We start from the raw sequence: 14,965 nt of genomic DNA, 5'->3' as shown, positions 1-14,965 counted from the left end.
TTACGCTCCGACAAGACTATTGACCAACTTTGCTAGAGATTATAAACACACTTTAGGTGGCCGAAGTATTTTAGAATCACTGGCCGAAGTATTTTAGAATCGGGGGCCGAAGTCGCTAGAATGCGCAGAATGCGCTGGGGAGTAATAGTGCAGCAAAAAGGCAAACCGCTTCGTGCACGAAAAGATATGCCGTATAAAGTATTAGATTTTATCAACCGTGGTGCTCTAGGCATCTCTATTTACTTCGTTCTTTGCAAAAACTAAAAATAAGCCGTCTGAACTCTTATCGGCAAAATAATTTTCCTTTGTGCTAAGAAAATAAAAACGTTCAGCTAGAATCTAGTTGCTTTAAGTATTTTAAAGTTAGGCATTGTTGGTATGCACTAGTTCGTGGAGTTCGTGGAGCCTTCCGATTAAAAAAACTGGATCCTAGTTATAACTTGGCGGAACTTTGAGTAGGATGCGTGAATATTAACGTGAATATTAATAATGTGTAGATTACCCATTGATAACTGAATTTGTTTAGCGTATTAGTTTTTTTGCTGGGGCAGGCAGCAATCGGCAGCAATCGGCAGCAATCCAAGTTCTGTCTGTCATAACATTAGTTATTTATTGTGCGGAGGATTAAGTTATGAATCGCTCGTTTAAGGGTTCTTTTGTCGTTGTGGCATTTATTGCACTTTGCGCATCTCGGCCTTGTCTTGCGCAGACGTACGAGGCTACGCTGCTTTCGAATAGTTTTCTAAACGATATAAATGACTTAGGTCAGGTTGTGTCGGGTGGAAGCCTAAATAATCCACTTATGGGTTGGAAAAATATCTATCCCGGCATCTACGAGGGCTCATTTGTTACCTCTTATGACATTTTGGCCTTGAATAATTATGAGGAGATGGTCGGTGTGGCTACAACATATCGATTGGGTGGGCTGTTTTCGTCCAGGCCTTTCGGTGAGACTGGTGGCGTTAATTACAGTGAGCGGATAACGGATGATGGAATCGTTGTTGGTTCTTGTGGCGGTAGCTTTACAGCCGACAATGGAGCATGTGTTTATGATGGTGACAGTGAAGAAGGTGGAGTTCATTACCCGCGACTTGTAGGCGCAATCAATGCTGGTGGTTGGTGCACTGATTCAAATAACTTTGGAGAAGTTGTTGGCCATCAGACTGTATCTAGGGAAGAGGGGCAAGTTAGGCGTGCCTTTCTATATGACATAAATTCAATGGAGATAGTTGAGATTGAAACATTTGGCGGAGAGGATTCTCGAGCTTTTGGTATTAATGACGATGGGGTTATCGTTGGTAGTGCACAGTATCCAGATGGCACTGAACATGCTTTTGTTAAGCGTCCTGGTGAGTCATTGATCGATTTGGGGACTTTGAACCGTGACGTATCGGCCGATTTGGGGACTTTGAACGGCGGGTCTAGTGTTGCCATTGATATTAATGACGACGGAATTGTCGTTGGCTATTCGCAAACTCATAGTGGAGAACCTAAGCGAGCTTTTGTGTGGGATGCGGTAAATGGCATGCGCGATTTGAATGACTTAGTGGAAGGCAGCATTTTTTTTGATTCGTTGGAGGTGGCTAGTCGTATCAATAATGGAGGGGAAATTCTTATAGAGCAAGGAGTGGTGCTAAATCCGATTTCGTCGCGAGAAGCTTTAGGCGATTACGATAGCGATTTAACGGGAGATTTCGCAGTTTGGAGGCAAGCTTCTGGCACTTGGTACGTACGAACATCTACCGCACCAAATGATCCCCTCATTAAACAATGGGGGCTTCCAGGGGATGCTCCTATGCGTGGAGACATAGATGGAGATGGATTGTTAGATCTAATTGTATGGCGACCGACTAATGGTACTTGGTATAGCTGTCCTTCGGCTGATAACTACGATTGCTCACATTACGTTATCCAGCAGTTTGGATTGCCAGGAGACTATCCTCTCCTCTCGGACTTCGATGGCGACGGTGTCGCCGATTATGCTGTATGGAGACCGCATCTGAAAGTTGGCAATACTGAGATAATTGGTCAGTGGTATATTAGGCGCTCTTCCGATGGAGCGGTAATGAGCTTGCAATGGGGATTGGTGGGCGATTTGCCGGTTCCGGCAGATTTAGATGGCGACAACAAGGCTGATTTGGTCGTTTGGCGGCCGTGGAGTGGGGAATGGTATGCTAGATTGTCGTCTCGCAGTTATAGCGCGAATCGCGGAGATATTGTGGTAGTTCAGTGGGGACTACCTACGGATCATCCACTTGCTGGGGATTACGATAGAGACGGCAAAGCTGATCTAGTTGTCTGGAGGCCTGAGACGGGCACGTGGTATTTCCGCTCCTCTAGGCGTGAGTATGGGTATTGGAATTGGAATTGGTCGAACGCTGGAGTGGCCGTTCAGTATGGCTTGCCAGGCGATCTGCCGCTAGCGGGTTCTTATGACGTAAGTAGCTTTACTCGGCAAGCCGCAGTATGGCGACCATCTATTGGGCAGTGGTATACACTTTCTCTAGCAACTCAGTCACCTGCCAGCCAACAGTGGGGCCTGACTGGTGATGTTCCAATAGGCATTGGAATAAAAGATCAGGTTAAAATGTTATATGGGAATAACTAAGTAGACCGATCCCGTTCGCTTCTCTCGGAACACGCACTAGCTATGGCAATTTCATGCAAGCGAGTGAATTTCGCTTGCATGAAATTTGTTTTTAGATACAATGGACAAAAATTCACTCAAATGAATGAATTTCGCTAGAAAACGCTCGCCGTAAGGTTGTGTCTGGGCGTTTTTCACTCGGTCTAGTGAAAAACGCCATACGCCACTAATGCAAAAAGGCTGGGGCGATATGCATGCTAATAGCGGAGGTTTGAAGATAGGCTAGTGAATAGTGCCAAAGTTATAAGCAATATAATTCGCCAGGAACGAAAGGCGCGAAAACTAAATCAACAAGAACTAGCAGATCTTTCAGGAACTGGATTAAATTTTATCTCTCAGTTAGAGCGAGGGAAGCCAACGGTCAGGTTAGACAAACTCCTTGAGGTTTTAGCGGTGCTAGGGCTTGAACTCCACATTCAACGGGGAAAGCAGATAATTAGTGTTGCTAAGGAATTTGAAAAATGAAGCTCGCTGACGTTCGCAAGCTCGAGCGAGTGTATGTTTTTAAGGGCGAAGAACTGGCTGGTTCGATAACGCGCACGCGTGACGGATCGATATTTGAATATGATGCTCATTATCTCGAACGTGCAGGTACTGAAGATTTAGCATCTGTTGCTTTTAGTCTCCCACTCCGAAAGGAACCGCATCAAACATACGGTGATAATTTGCATCCTTTTTTTGCAGGATTGCTTCCAGAAGGGCGAAGGTTAAGCGCTCTTATTTCTGCTCTTAAGACTTCTGCTGATGATATGTTTAGCTTGCTGGCTGGGGCGGGAAGCGATTGCATAGGCGATGTCTTTATTTCTCATGACATCACCATTAACGAAACCGACAATTCCCAATCCAGTTTTGATTTAGATCAAGCTCTGTTTGTGGATTTATTTGAGCAAAGCATTGCATCTACCGAATTTAGTGAGCGCAAGCGGGACATTTCAGTTCCGGGAGTGCAACCAAAAATCTCTGCTGAAATGATTTCTTTTCCCATCGCAATAAAAAAAAACCACAAGCGCTATTTATTAAAACTCGCACCACAAAGCTATCCGAAACTAATTGAAAATGAACATTTCTTTATGAAAATGGCTCATGGTTGTGGAATAGAGTGCGCAAAAACAAGCATAGTTCATGATCGAAACGGCACCCCAGGGCTATTAGTAGAAAGATTTGATCGTTGTTGGCAAGATGAGAGCAAAACTATAAAACGCCTTCATCAAGAAGATGCTTGTCAGTTTCTTGCACGCTACCCTCAAGATAAATATCGGCTATCTATGCGCCAGATTGCCGATGGGATTGTGAAATATTCAAGCTCGCCTATAATAGAAACTGCAAAACTACTAAAACTCACTGCCTTTAGTTATCTAATCGCTAACGGCGATTTGCATGCAAAGAATATTAGTTTGCTCCAACCACATAACAGCAGTAGTATAATTTTGTCACCAGCTTACGATTTGCTTTCTACTCTACCTTACGGCGATGAGCAAATGGCCTTGGAACTAGAACGTCGACGAACCAAACTCTTTCCTAAACATTTTATTATCTGGGCAGAGCGTTCGGCAGTAAAACGCGCTGCGGCAATTTCTATATTATGCAAGCTCTGTGGTCTAGCTAGGCCATACGTTGAGCAACTTGAAGAAATTGGATTAGAGCCCAAGAAGACAAACTATTTGCGACAGACGATGCTTAAACGCATATCTCAGCTCAGTGGAGAGCCTTAAGGCGTCTCACTTGTGTGGCGTCTGTTTTAATGGCTTAAGAACCGCCTATCCTAAAGGTTTTGCCAGCGCGAAAAGAAGGATTGCCAACAGATTTTTGGCAATCCCTCCTGTAACAGATTGCTAATTTGCAGTGTCGGTGTCGGCGTCACTACTGTAGAGTCGAATGGAGAAAATCTGTCTCTTTCCCTCATACTGCTGAAGATAATAACCATCCACGGCATTTAGCCATTTATTCTGACTTCCAATCCACCATGGATCAAAATGGTGCATGCCCTCTTGGTTCCACGTGCCCTCTGCCTCGCTAGCAGTTAAAATAGCGCCGCCTTCAATCTCTTTTTCAGAATATTCATCTTCGTCCAATGTCACATTAAATACGCGAACTTGAGTTCCGTACTTAAATGCGCCGCTTCCATCGGTGTTGTTTTGAACTACTCGATAAACTTGCCCATCGTGAACAAACGATCTTCCGCCCAAACGAGTTTGGGAAAAATCCAAATAATCAGCCCCTATTAACGGATTTAACGGATGCGACTGCCAGCCTGTAGATAAATCTTCCGAATAAAATAAATATAGTTCGGTATTGTTATAAGCCGGATCACCGGGGTGATCTTTATCGAATTTCATGTAGCTGCTAAACATCCACCATTTATTATCATGGCGAAATATGGAAGAGTCCATAAATCTCTTGCCCTTGACGAGCGTTGATACGTAGCTCCAGTTGTAAGGGAAGTCCTTCGCTTGATAGAGGCGAATTTCATTCATCTCATTTGTTTCTGGAATCATGTAGTACTTGCCATCGTACTTAAAAACATAGGGGTATGACAGATGACTTATAGGCTCATCTAGTATGATCTGATCATACTTCCAAGTGATGCCATCTTTGCTCGTGGCTAACCCCAAATCACCCTGTTGTGACACATCACGAGTCACGAGCTCTCCAAGGTTGTTAGTATACTTCCCACGCCCGTTAGGAGTCATGCGGGTTAGGACTTCCATAAAGAGATAGTAGTTATCACTTTGATTATTGTCTTTCTCGATAAACAAGAAAGGATCAGCCACGAAAACTGCTGACACGTCTTTTACCATCGTTGAATCAAGGACAGTGGGAGATATTCCATTAATAGGGGTGAGATTTGTAAAAGGTGAAGAATCTCCCTTATTCGTCAAATCTGGAATAAGCTCACCAGTTGTTCCAGGCTTTTCCGGATAGGATGGGGAACTTTTGTAAAGGTGATTAACCTCCTCTGTGCTTAATGCGCGATTGTAAACGCGCACCTCGCCTACTTGGCCACTAAAGTTATAATTCGTACCGTTATGCCCGTGTCTTCCGATCGTCGTGTTTTCGCTTGGGTATTTAGTGTATTTGACGTCAGATTTTACTGCGGTTGTTGCTACCGGTGTTATAGCTCCATCTACGTATAGGTTTTGAGCCCCATTCGCAATGCTATAGACAAAGTGATGCCAGCGATTTGTTTCGTAGCTATTGTTTATGCTCTTAGTCGAAACCCAAGTGGATCCATTGTGGAAGAATCCAGCTACCTGGCCATTAGCGAGGAGGCGAATCGCCGCATGATCGCCAAGAGAGATTATTTCGGAGCCGTTTCTGCCAAGTGTGTCAAGTTTAGCCCACGCTGAAAGTGTAACCGCCGCTGGTTCGCCAAGAAGCCCGCTAATAGTAGCAGACTGTCCATTGCTTAGCTGTAGAACTTTACCCTGGCCATCTTGGCTCCAGCCTGTGCCGTTATATTGTAAGGTTTGTCGCAAATTCGCCAAAGAACCGCCGTTTATCGTTGCATCAAAATTGTTTCCCGAACTATCGCTAATTTTGTTGTCAGCGTTCGATTGTGAAAACTTCCAGAGTCCAATTAAACCAGAAGTCTCCCGATATAACGCCTTTACTTCACTGTAATTTAATGCAACGCCATAAATGCGAATGTCGCCTATCAAACCCTTAAAGTCAAAAATACTTAAATCTGTCGTGTTTTCCACAGGATCGTTAACTTGAGACTTTGCATTTGAAATGTTTGCATGTCTGCCTAGAATTGCCGTAAGATTTGTCGTGCCGTAGTCAATTGAATGTTGCTTATAGCTCTCGCCAATTATTTCGCCATCTACAAAGAGCTTGTGTTTAGCCTTACCATCGTCGCCATTGACGCCGATTACGTACACGAAATGATGCCAGCCGGTTCCGCTATAATATTTTAAATTTTGCGGCGTGCTGTCCCACTTGATTGCGTCTTGATAGAATTGATAGAATCCATAGGTGCCTTTTGATGGATGATCCAACCTTATGCTAACTCGATCGCCTAGCGATATTAGTTCTGAGCCGTGAGTATCTCGCGAGGATAGTTGTGCCCAAACTGAAAGAGTAATGTTTTGCGGGAGGTTAGAAAGCCCAGGTATTTCAATATAGTCTTGTTTTCGAGCTTTTTGTCCAGTGATGCCATCCTCGCTTCTATCGTCGTAACCGTCAAATTTTAAAGCGTTTCCGCGAATTCCGCTCGTCCAGCTTGCTCCATGAATTGTAGCAGAGCCTATACTGCTATCTTGCGCTGAGTTGATAAGTGTCATTCTGTCTTCCTCAGACCCCTCAGACACCTTGTAATGGGCAATTAAGTTTTCGACTTGCACTTCTGCCACCGCTGGCAAAATTGTTTGGTTTAGGAATAGAAAAAAACCTAGTAAAACATAACCTTGGCTTCTGCTCATATGTCCTCATTTTTAAAGAAATATCTAACAAACATCTCAGCGCGACGGTAATATTGTATATTCTCAATATCTCTTAATCAATACTAGCTTAAAATAAATCAGGTTATGAACGAATAGATATAGCATGTGATATTAGTTGTAAGCTGGAGGCTTTGTAATGGCTTTCTGGGAGCTACGCTTGGCGATGTCTATAAATGAGGTGGCTCGGCCGTTTTCTGAGAGTTACTGAGACTTGTCAAATAGTGTGTCGTCTATTTCTGGTAGCCGCGTATTGAGTAGGCCGACTATGTAGCGAAAAATTCTTCTAGCTTCAAAGGTTATCGGCTTATTGCTGCCGCAATCGGCGTAAAGTGAAATGGGATCCTCGTAGTGAATATCTAGTGGTGACATTGCATATGCTGAAATTCCTAGTGGCGCGAGATTTTCTTTTGAGGAGTGAGCGTTAAACGATTTTAGTTGGGTCGTGCATGTTGCTAAGGGGGAAATCGGATCGTAAATATCAAATGAATTGCTATCCTTAAAGCCGTCGCCAATTGATCGCAGTATTTTTGCCGAGGTTCGGTTATTTGAGTGTGCAATGAGTGCGGCTCTGGCGAATGGCCCATCGGTAACGAGAAAATTGAGGAGCATGTCGAGTAGCTGTGTTGTGCTATTAGCGGTCTCGCATATGGTGGCAAATTCACTGATTATGTTGGTAATGCGCTTGTTAAAGCGCATGTAGTGAGAGAGTCTAGTTACTTCTACCTTTTCAGTTTTTATAAAACTGACTGGAGGTGGAGAGGGCAGGGGGAAATAGGAAGGCTCATCGTTCAGTTTTTGTGAAATATTTGCTTCCCCCTCAATCTGTTCGGCATAAGTAGCTGTCTGAGTGCTAGATAGACTTTCAGTTTGTGGTACGTTCTCTGCGGATTGCAGTTCAGTTAATAATTGAAAATCTCTATTGTCTAAGATTTGTGTAGGCCCGCCTGTCGGTTCAGCCTGTGGTAAATTGCCAGCGTTGGGGGTGTGCTCTTTCGGATCGGCTGGAATTGTTAGTTTATCGCTGTCAGTTTGAACTTCATTAACCGAGCCGTCGGTAAGCAAACTGTAGCAGTTATCCCAAATATTTTGATAACCACCTTGGTTTAGCTGTAACAGTCTTAACGACGATTGCGATGGGAGTGACGTGCCAGGCTGGAAACGATAACTCTGCTGATCTTCAAAAGCGTCTACGAGTTCGATGGCGGCGTGCAAAATGTTTCGCATTCCAGTTCGATGTGCAGTTTTTGAACTAACTTCGCGATCTAAGGCGAATAATAGCACTTCTGGAAATCCGTTTCTCCGCAAATACGAGAGTTGCATGAAGTTAGTATCGAAGCCGTGGGCGCTCGCTAGGCGGTAGGCCAAAGGAGCACGTTTAAGCTTCTTAGCAAGTTTTGCATATGTGCTACCTAAGTGGGCACATGCTAACATGTTGCCTATTACCGACATCAAACCTACTGTCTGCAATTCGCCAGCCAAATCGCTTTTCGTAGCTTGGCCCAGGAGACGCGCTACCGCAGCTATTTTTTGTGCCTTAATTCTAAGCGACTCAAAGGCATTTGCTGTTTCCTCGTCGCTAAACTGTTTATGGGTCGCAATCGAGTCTGCAATTTCTATTAACTGTTTGGAGCCAAGTTGAACTATCGCAGTCTCAGCAGTAGTCATTGGCGGTCGGCCCTGATTAAAATACATGGAATTGGCTACTCTTATCAGCTCTAGCATGATGACCGGATCTCGCTTCACGCATGATGCCAATACTTCGACCCGAAATGCTGGTTCAGCAGCTAAAGCCCGAATTTCGTCAAGCACTTGCGGATTAGCGGGTAGCTTTATTTTTAGAGCTTGACCAACCGATGTGTTTTCGTTGCCTTCTTCGGTAGGCTTTGTGTCCTCTGCTTGCTGCAAAGAACCGTCATTGCCACTAGTGTTTCGCGCTACTGTGGCAGTGTCAGGTTTGCTGTTGGCCTTCATTTTTGAGATATCTCTGATAGTGCGTTAAAGAAACTTGTTTATTCTAATGTAATTTCGACAAATTATTGAATTCCCTTAAGCTCAGATATGTGATTGATAATGATAAAATTCAGTAGCGATTTTAGATGCTTATGTTGCTAAAAGAATAATTCATAAGTAATTTCCCTAAAAACCTTTGAGTGAATTGCTGAATGCTGCAAATTATTGGAATTATAGATATTCTTTTGTTCGTTAGTTTGTGCGTAGTAACTTTAGTTAAGTATGGGAGGAGATTTGTTATATGAGCGATAGTAAACAGTACCGCGTTATGAGGGATTCTATGGGGGAAATGAAAGTGCCGGTTGATGCTTACTATGGTGCTCAAACTCAGCGAGCGGTAGAGAATTTTCCTATCAGCGGTATTAGGTTTTCGCGGCCAATGCTTAAAGCCTTAGGTATTATTAAGCGTTCTGCTGCGATTGCAAATAAGAAACTAAACCTCTTGGATTCCGCGCGTGCGGATTTAATAGTTAATGTTAGCGAAGAGGTTGAGAGAGGTGAGCTAGACGCTCATTTTGTCCTCGACATTTTCCAGACTGGCTCGGGCACTTCTACTAATATGAATGTAAATGAGGTCATCGCCAATCGCGCCAAGGAAGTGGACGCCGAGGTGACTATTCATCCCAATGATCATGTGAACATGAGTCAGTCTTCCAATGATGTCATTCCAACAGCAATTCACCTAGCGGCCGCTATGGAAATTAAGGCGTCTTTGTTGCCGGCACTTGAAATATTGTCCTTGTCTTTATCTCGCAAGGTCGTTGAGTTCGATGCGTTTATTAAGACCGGACGAACTCATTTGCAAGACGCAACGCCGATTCGCTTAGGGCAAGAATTTGGAGGCTATAAGAGTCAGGTCGATCATGCTCGCGAGCGATTGGAAAGGGCGTTATCTAGCGTTTTAGAGCTGGCACAAGGAGGGACAGCCGTTGGAACCGGCCTAAATGCGCACCCCGATTTTCCAGCTACGATTATTGAAGAGATCAGCAAGAGAACAGGAATAAAATTTGTCGAGGCTTCAAATCATTTTGAAGCCCAAAGTGCTCGCGATGCAATTGTGGAGTTAAGTGGCGTTTTAAAAACTATTGCTTGTAGCCTTGCTAAAATATCGAATGATATTCGATGGTTGGGGAGTGGTCCGCGGTGTGGTATAGGCGAATTGGCGCTGCCAGAGGTTCAGCCAGGCTCTTCTATTATGCCCGGAAAGGTTAACCCGGTAATTGCGGAATCAGTACTAATGGCATGTGCTCAGGTAATCGGCAATGACGCTGCCATTACGATTGGTGGCTATAGTGGCGGTAATTTTGAGTTAAATGTCATGATGCCGTTAATGGCTCATAATGTTTTGCAATCGATAATGTTATTAGCAAATAGCGCAACTAATTTTGCTAGGCGTTGCGTCGACGGAATAAAGGCTAACTCTGAGCGCCTGTTGGAGCTCGCAGAAGCGAGCATTGCCGTTGTCACAGCACTTGCGCCCCAAATAGGTTATGACGAGGCTGCTAGTATTGCAAAAGAAGCATATAGTACCAAGGCATCTGTTAGAGAGGTCGCTCTAAAAAGAAAAGTGCTTTCGGCAGAGGAGTTAGATAAGGCTTTGGATCTAATGAGCATGACGCACCCGGGATTGTAAAAGAAGTAAGTGTTTAATGGCGTGTCGCAAAAACGCGCCTTTAGGTTAAAGCTGTTAATGGAACTACTCGTCGCGTCTGGAATCATATTTGTTGTCCTGGGTTTAGTTGCCTGTTACTTGGGGACTATTAAGGCCAAGCGCGCATATGAGCGCGGTAATGCTGTAGGCGACTCCGAGAGAGCGGTATTGCTAGAACGCCTGCAGCATAAGGATGAGCGAATTGTCGAGTTGCGAGAAGTATTAGATAAGGTTGAAAGTGAGGCGAGAGTTTTAAAAACTAGGAATACAGACTTAATAACTAAGGTGTCAGAATTAGAAACAGTGTTGAGAGAGGAGCGCAAGGTAGCTCAAGAAAAATTGGCCGTAATCGGCGATGCTCAGGAAAGACTATCGCTTACTTTTCAGGCTTTGTCAGCTAAAGCGCTTGAAAAAAATAACCAGTCGTTTTTGAGCTTGGCTCGCGAAAATTTAGAGAAATATCAGCTCGAAGCAAAAAGCGATTTAACACAGAGGCAGCAAGCAATAGACTTATTAGTAAAGCCGTTGTCAGATTCTTTGGTGACGGTGGATAGGCGCATTCAGGATTTAGAAAAAGAGAGGGTAAGTGCTTATTCAAGTCTAACTGAGCAAGTAAAGTCGTTGATCGCGGCGCAGACTAACTTACAGAGTGAGGCCGCCAATTTAGCAAGAGCGATGCGTTCTCCTAACGTGCGTGGGCGTTGGGGAGAAATTCAGCTTAGGCGAGTAGTAGAAATTGCCGGCATGCTCGAATATTGCGATTTTGTCGAGCAGGAGACGGTTCTTGCAGAAAACTCCTTACTCCGTCCAGATATGTTGGTGAAGCTTCCGAATAACAAAAATGTAGTGGTGGATTCCAAAGCCCCGCTTTCGGCGTATTTAGAAAGTCTAAATTTAGAGGACGAAAATTTGCGCATTGCTGGACTTAAAAACCATGCCAGGCATATTCGCGATCATCTAACTAAGCTCGCCAGCAAAGGATATTGGAAGCAGTTCTCGCCCTCACCTGAATTCGTAGTGATGTTTCTTCCGGGAGAGAGTTTTTTTAGCGCAGCACTTGAGCAGGATCCGAGTCTAATAGAGTTCGGAGTAGATAAAAGGGTAATTCTCTCGACTCCTACGACGCTAATAGCGCTTTTAAGAGCCGTAGCCTATGGCTGGCGAGAGGAACGTCTAGCGGAAAATGCACATGAAATCAGCGAGTTAGGCAGGGTTCTCTACGATCGCCTGATGTCATTATCAAGGCATTTTGTAGATATGCGTAGGCATTTAACACATAGCGTTGAATCATATAATCGCGCCGTCGGTGCTTTAGAAAGTCGCGTTATGGTTACGGCACGGAAGTTTAGAGAACTTGGTGCGGCGTCTAAGGACGATATTGAGGTATTAACGACCGTCGATAGACTACCGAGAATTATGGGCATTTCAGAGGATCTAGAAAATTCTTCAACTGTTACAGAAGATCGATTAAATGAGAGCCAAGACAACCCACTGTTATCAGATTAGGACTTTTGTAAACTAATTTAGCCTTAGCGCGCCAAATAATTAACTATATCTCCATTTCAGCCGATAAGTAGCTATTGAGGAGTGAGGTGTCGAAAATTTTTTTGCGTGTCGAAAAACACCCTCAAAAAGAATTTGCCTTAAGGTCTTAACATTATTGAAGGTTTTGCGAAGAAAGGTTTTTGTATTGAATAGATATTAATATGGCTGTGGCTAAGACTCTACATTCGGCACAATCACCCTCTCTTCAGTTGGAACGCGCATATCAACACGTAAATGATTTTTGGTTGCCTGTTAACCCGCAGCTACTCGACCATATCCATTCAAATATAAAAAATGGCAATTATGCCGAGGACTGTGGCGAATTAGTTAAGGATCTAAAAAACGATTTTGCGCTATTTACATATTGCCTTAAGCAACTTGCCGTAGTTTTGCAAGAAGAAGGCGTTCTTGCTCCTAAGAATGTTAGTCCAGTCGATCTCCTTCGGTGGAGCGGTTTAACGAGACTTAAGAAAATTTTAGAGGTCAAAGAACGGGATGTATCTAAGCACACGCTTAGTAACATTAATAACCTTCAGGTATATCGTCTACAAGAAGCGATGATTAGTGCAAGCACAGCTCAGATGATGTCTGAGTTTTGTGGAGTTGATCCCGAACTAGGCTTTTCCGCAGCGTTGTTGCGTCAGCTTGGTTACACGCTTATTTGCTGGAATTATCCCAGGATCTATCAAAGAGCTGTTTCATCGCTTAAGGTAGGAACGAGTCTAGATCTGGAAATAACTCAGCTTCTAGGATTTTCTCCGCAGCTCTTGGCAATGACTATCATACGTCGATGGGGGATAATTTCAGACGTTTGCATCTCGCTAGATAGTCATAGTGCGGAGGCAGATTTGGAAGTGCGGCAGGAGGCCGAAGCAGCCGGAAGAACGCTAGAAAAAATTTGCAAAGTTGGTGAAGCTCTCGCTAGGGCAAATCAGCCAGAAGTATACCCGGAGGCGCAAAACGATTGGGAGGTTGCTAGGCAGGAGATTCAAAAGGCTCTTGGCGAAAAAGCCATCGAAGTTATTGGAGAAAAAATAAGGGAGAATTGTCGCAACTACATAAAGCTTGCTCCTGATATCTTCTCTGCAGGTACGTTGTTGGATCCAGAAACGCGACTTGCTAACTATTGGGAAAGCTATGCGCATGACAAGAATTGCCACATAGTGCATTGCAGGAAGGAGCTTCAGCAAAGCTTTAACGAATTTTATCAACGCTTAGAGACCGCTGGTATATCCGAGGCTCAGGTACGCAAGCTCGTGCTAGAAATAGTTCCGATGGCCGGTTTTAGCGGTGGGTGTATTTATACCATAGATCCCGGCCTCATGTTGTTAGTTCCCCAGACTATCATGGGCAAGTTATCTGTTCGAGACAAGGCTAAATCCCTAAATTACTCGCCCTATGCCACTGGGTACGACATTGTCCAGTTAGCATATCATTCGGCAGAGCCAATTGTTCACGAGAACATTTTGGTATGTGAAAAACTTTTTACCTGTTGTGCGGGTGTCATAGGTCGTTCACAACGAATCGGAGTGCTGTATTTAGAAATGCTGCAACAGGTGTTTGAGGCGGTGGAAAAGGAGCGATTAGCTCATTTTAGAGCCTCCATTCAGGCGCTAAACGATTGCCTAAACCTGCGATAGGCTTTAAGCAAACATTATTGTCGGTCTACTAGTATACCGTTTCCAAAAAGTAAGTTAAATATTTTACTTTTTGGAAACGGTATTTGTTGTTTATTGGCAAGTGCTTACGCACTTGCTGTTTATACCATTTACAAAAATCCTTTTTGCAAATGGTATAATTGTCCAAATTCCCAAACTTTATGTTTCTTGCCGATGCCAACGCGATTATCTATTAGCTTCGCGCGCTTTACTTGCATTGCATATAGGCGAGTATTCTTGCTAAGGGCTTTTTTCGTCAATGCATTTAGATGTGCTTTGGAATAAATCTCCATTAGTCTTTTTCCCTCGTTCTCAGATGGACACTCAACTACGCCCTCGAGTTGAACTCCTTGAATTAGCCCAACTTGCTTAGTTTCAAGATATACGCTCGCGCCAACGCGCGGATCTTTACTTATGTGGCGAATATGATTAGACGTTACATCCGAAAGAAACAAAATTGTTTGTGAATTATTCGTAGCTACGTAAAACAGTGGAGTGCTGTAAGGGCCATCCTCACCTAAGGTAGCTAAACTCATAACCCAGTGAGCGTTTAATATATCGACTAAGGGTTGTCGATCGTTAGAATCGGCCATCTGCAGAACGTCATTTTCGAACAAGGGAAAAAATCGGCTCTTCGTCGCCACTACTCATGGCAATTTTCCCTTCGTCCAGTAATTCTCTCAATGCGTCTAAAATATCTACTTGATTTCCGTCTACGGCAGCTCTTTCATCGCTTTCATGCAGGTGAAAGAAGTTTCTAAAATACAAACCATCCTGCGCCTCGGGATGATTTAAAGCTTTAACGATTTGATTCTTAATGTCTTGCATTTTTTTATTCATAGGCATCCTTGTTGCCGAAGCGGACGATAAAGGGATTTTAGACCCGAAAATACCAACATTTGCGTCTTTTTGTAATCACCGATTTTAACGACCGATACAAAGACCTAGCCTTTGTAGAATCTGCCTTTCGCACCTCTAAGACCGCAAACCTAGAAATGCGGCCCGTTTATGT

The 14,965-nt window shown here is 43.9% G+C and carries 10 protein-coding genes; 6 read left to right on the top strand and 4 right to left on the bottom strand.

All coding sequences use genetic code 11. The features are described from left to right. The first annotated feature begins 631 nt into the window (after window positions 1-631). The 3 genes from IT291_05475 to IT291_05465 all read left to right on the top strand — a co-directional run bounded on the left by IT291_05475 (window position 632) and on the right by IT291_05465 (window position 4,359). The gene (locus tag IT291_05475; protein MCC6220676.1) at window positions 632-2,608 is read left to right on the top strand and encodes a DUF3466 family protein; all 1,977 of its coding nucleotides are present in this window, start codon (window positions 632-634) and stop codon (window positions 2,606-2,608) included. 264 nt (window positions 2,609-2,872) lie between these two features. Continuing rightward, on the top strand, window positions 2,873-3,112 hold the full coding sequence (locus IT291_05470; protein ID MCC6220675.1) for a helix-turn-helix transcriptional regulator: 240 nt from the start codon (window positions 2,873-2,875) through the stop codon (window positions 3,110-3,112). Then, the gene (locus tag IT291_05465; GenBank protein MCC6220674.1) at window positions 3,109-4,359 is read left to right on the top strand and encodes a HipA domain-containing protein; all 1,251 of its coding nucleotides are present in this window, start codon (window positions 3,109-3,111) and stop codon (window positions 4,357-4,359) included. Before IT291_05470 ends, IT291_05465 begins: the two co-directional genes overlap by 4 nt. Before the next feature lie 120 nt (window positions 4,360-4,479). Here the strand turns inward: IT291_05465 and IT291_05460 are convergent, their stop codons facing one another. Both IT291_05460 and IT291_05455 read right to left on the bottom strand, forming a co-directional pair. Then, the gene (locus IT291_05460) at window positions 4,480-7,068 is read right to left on the bottom strand and encodes a hypothetical protein (protein ID MCC6220673.1); all 2,589 of its coding nucleotides are present in this window, start codon (window positions 7,066-7,068) and stop codon (window positions 4,480-4,482) included. 222 nt (window positions 7,069-7,290) lie between these two features. Next, window positions 7,291-9,060, bottom strand: coding sequence for an HDOD domain-containing protein (locus IT291_05455; protein ID MCC6220672.1), 1,770 nt, complete (start codon window positions 9,058-9,060; stop codon window positions 7,291-7,293). A 280-nt stretch (window positions 9,061-9,340) separates the two neighbouring features. Between IT291_05455 and IT291_05450 the strand changes: the two genes are divergently transcribed. From IT291_05450 to IT291_05440, 3 genes are all read left to right on the top strand, one after another. Beyond that, window positions 9,341-10,732 (top strand): class II fumarate hydratase, encoded by a 1,392-nt coding sequence (locus tag IT291_05450; GenBank protein ID MCC6220671.1) that lies wholly within the window; start codon window positions 9,341-9,343, stop codon window positions 10,730-10,732. Between the two features lie 57 nt (window positions 10,733-10,789). Then, window positions 10,790-12,256, top strand: coding sequence for a DNA recombination protein RmuC (gene rmuC / locus IT291_05445; GenBank protein ID MCC6220670.1), 1,467 nt, complete (start codon window positions 10,790-10,792; stop codon window positions 12,254-12,256). Window positions 12,257-12,462: 206 nt separating this feature from the next. Beyond that, entirely contained in the window at window positions 12,463-13,935 is a 1,473-nt protein-coding gene (locus tag IT291_05440; protein MCC6220669.1) for a hypothetical protein, read from the top strand. A gap of 128 nt (window positions 13,936-14,063) precedes the next feature. Here the strand turns inward: IT291_05440 and IT291_05435 are convergent, their stop codons facing one another. Together IT291_05435 and IT291_05430 are read right to left on the bottom strand one after the other, a co-directional pair. Further along, window positions 14,064-14,597: a pyridoxamine 5'-phosphate oxidase family protein gene (locus IT291_05435; protein ID MCC6220668.1), complete on the bottom strand. Its 534-nt coding sequence runs from the start codon at window positions 14,595-14,597 to the stop codon at window positions 14,064-14,066. Next, window positions 14,557-14,793: a hypothetical protein gene (locus IT291_05430; GenBank protein ID MCC6220667.1), complete on the bottom strand. Its 237-nt coding sequence runs from the start codon at window positions 14,791-14,793 to the stop codon at window positions 14,557-14,559. Before IT291_05430 ends, IT291_05435 begins: the two co-directional genes overlap by 41 nt. Between the last annotated feature and the right edge of the window lie 172 nt (window positions 14,794-14,965).

The sequence above is a fragment of the Deltaproteobacteria bacterium genome, assembly GCA_020845775.1.
In the GTDB taxonomy this organism is placed as follows: domain Bacteria; phylum Bdellovibrionota_C; class UBA2361; order SZUA-149; family JADLFC01; genus JADLFC01.
The sequence above is the reverse complement of the archived record's forward strand: the minus strand, read 5'-3'. Positions and strand labels throughout refer to the sequence as shown.

What these genes read in the sequence shown, in the direction of transcription:
- IT291_05475 (MCC6220676.1), top strand. Translation starts at nt 632, where the DNA reads ATGAATCGCTCGTTTAAGGGTTCTTTTGTCGTTGTGGCATTTATTGCA.
- IT291_05465 (MCC6220674.1), top strand. Translation starts at nt 3,109, where the DNA reads ATGAAGCTCGCTGACGTTCGCAAGCTCGAGCGAGTGTATGTTTTTAAG.
- IT291_05460 (MCC6220673.1), bottom strand. Translation starts at nt 7,068, where the DNA reads ATGAGCAGAAGCCAAGGTTATGTTTTACTAGGTTTTTTTCTATTCCTA.
- IT291_05455 (MCC6220672.1), bottom strand. Translation starts at nt 9,060, where the DNA reads ATGAAGGCCAACAGCAAACCTGACACTGCCACAGTAGCGCGAAACACT.
- IT291_05450 (MCC6220671.1), top strand. Translation starts at nt 9,341, where the DNA reads ATGAGCGATAGTAAACAGTACCGCGTTATGAGGGATTCTATGGGGGAA.
- rmuC (MCC6220670.1), top strand. Translation starts at nt 10,790, where the DNA reads ATGGAACTACTCGTCGCGTCTGGAATCATATTTGTTGTCCTGGGTTTA.
- IT291_05430 (MCC6220667.1), bottom strand. Translation starts at nt 14,793, where the DNA reads ATGAATAAAAAAATGCAAGACATTAAGAATCAAATCGTTAAAGCTTTA.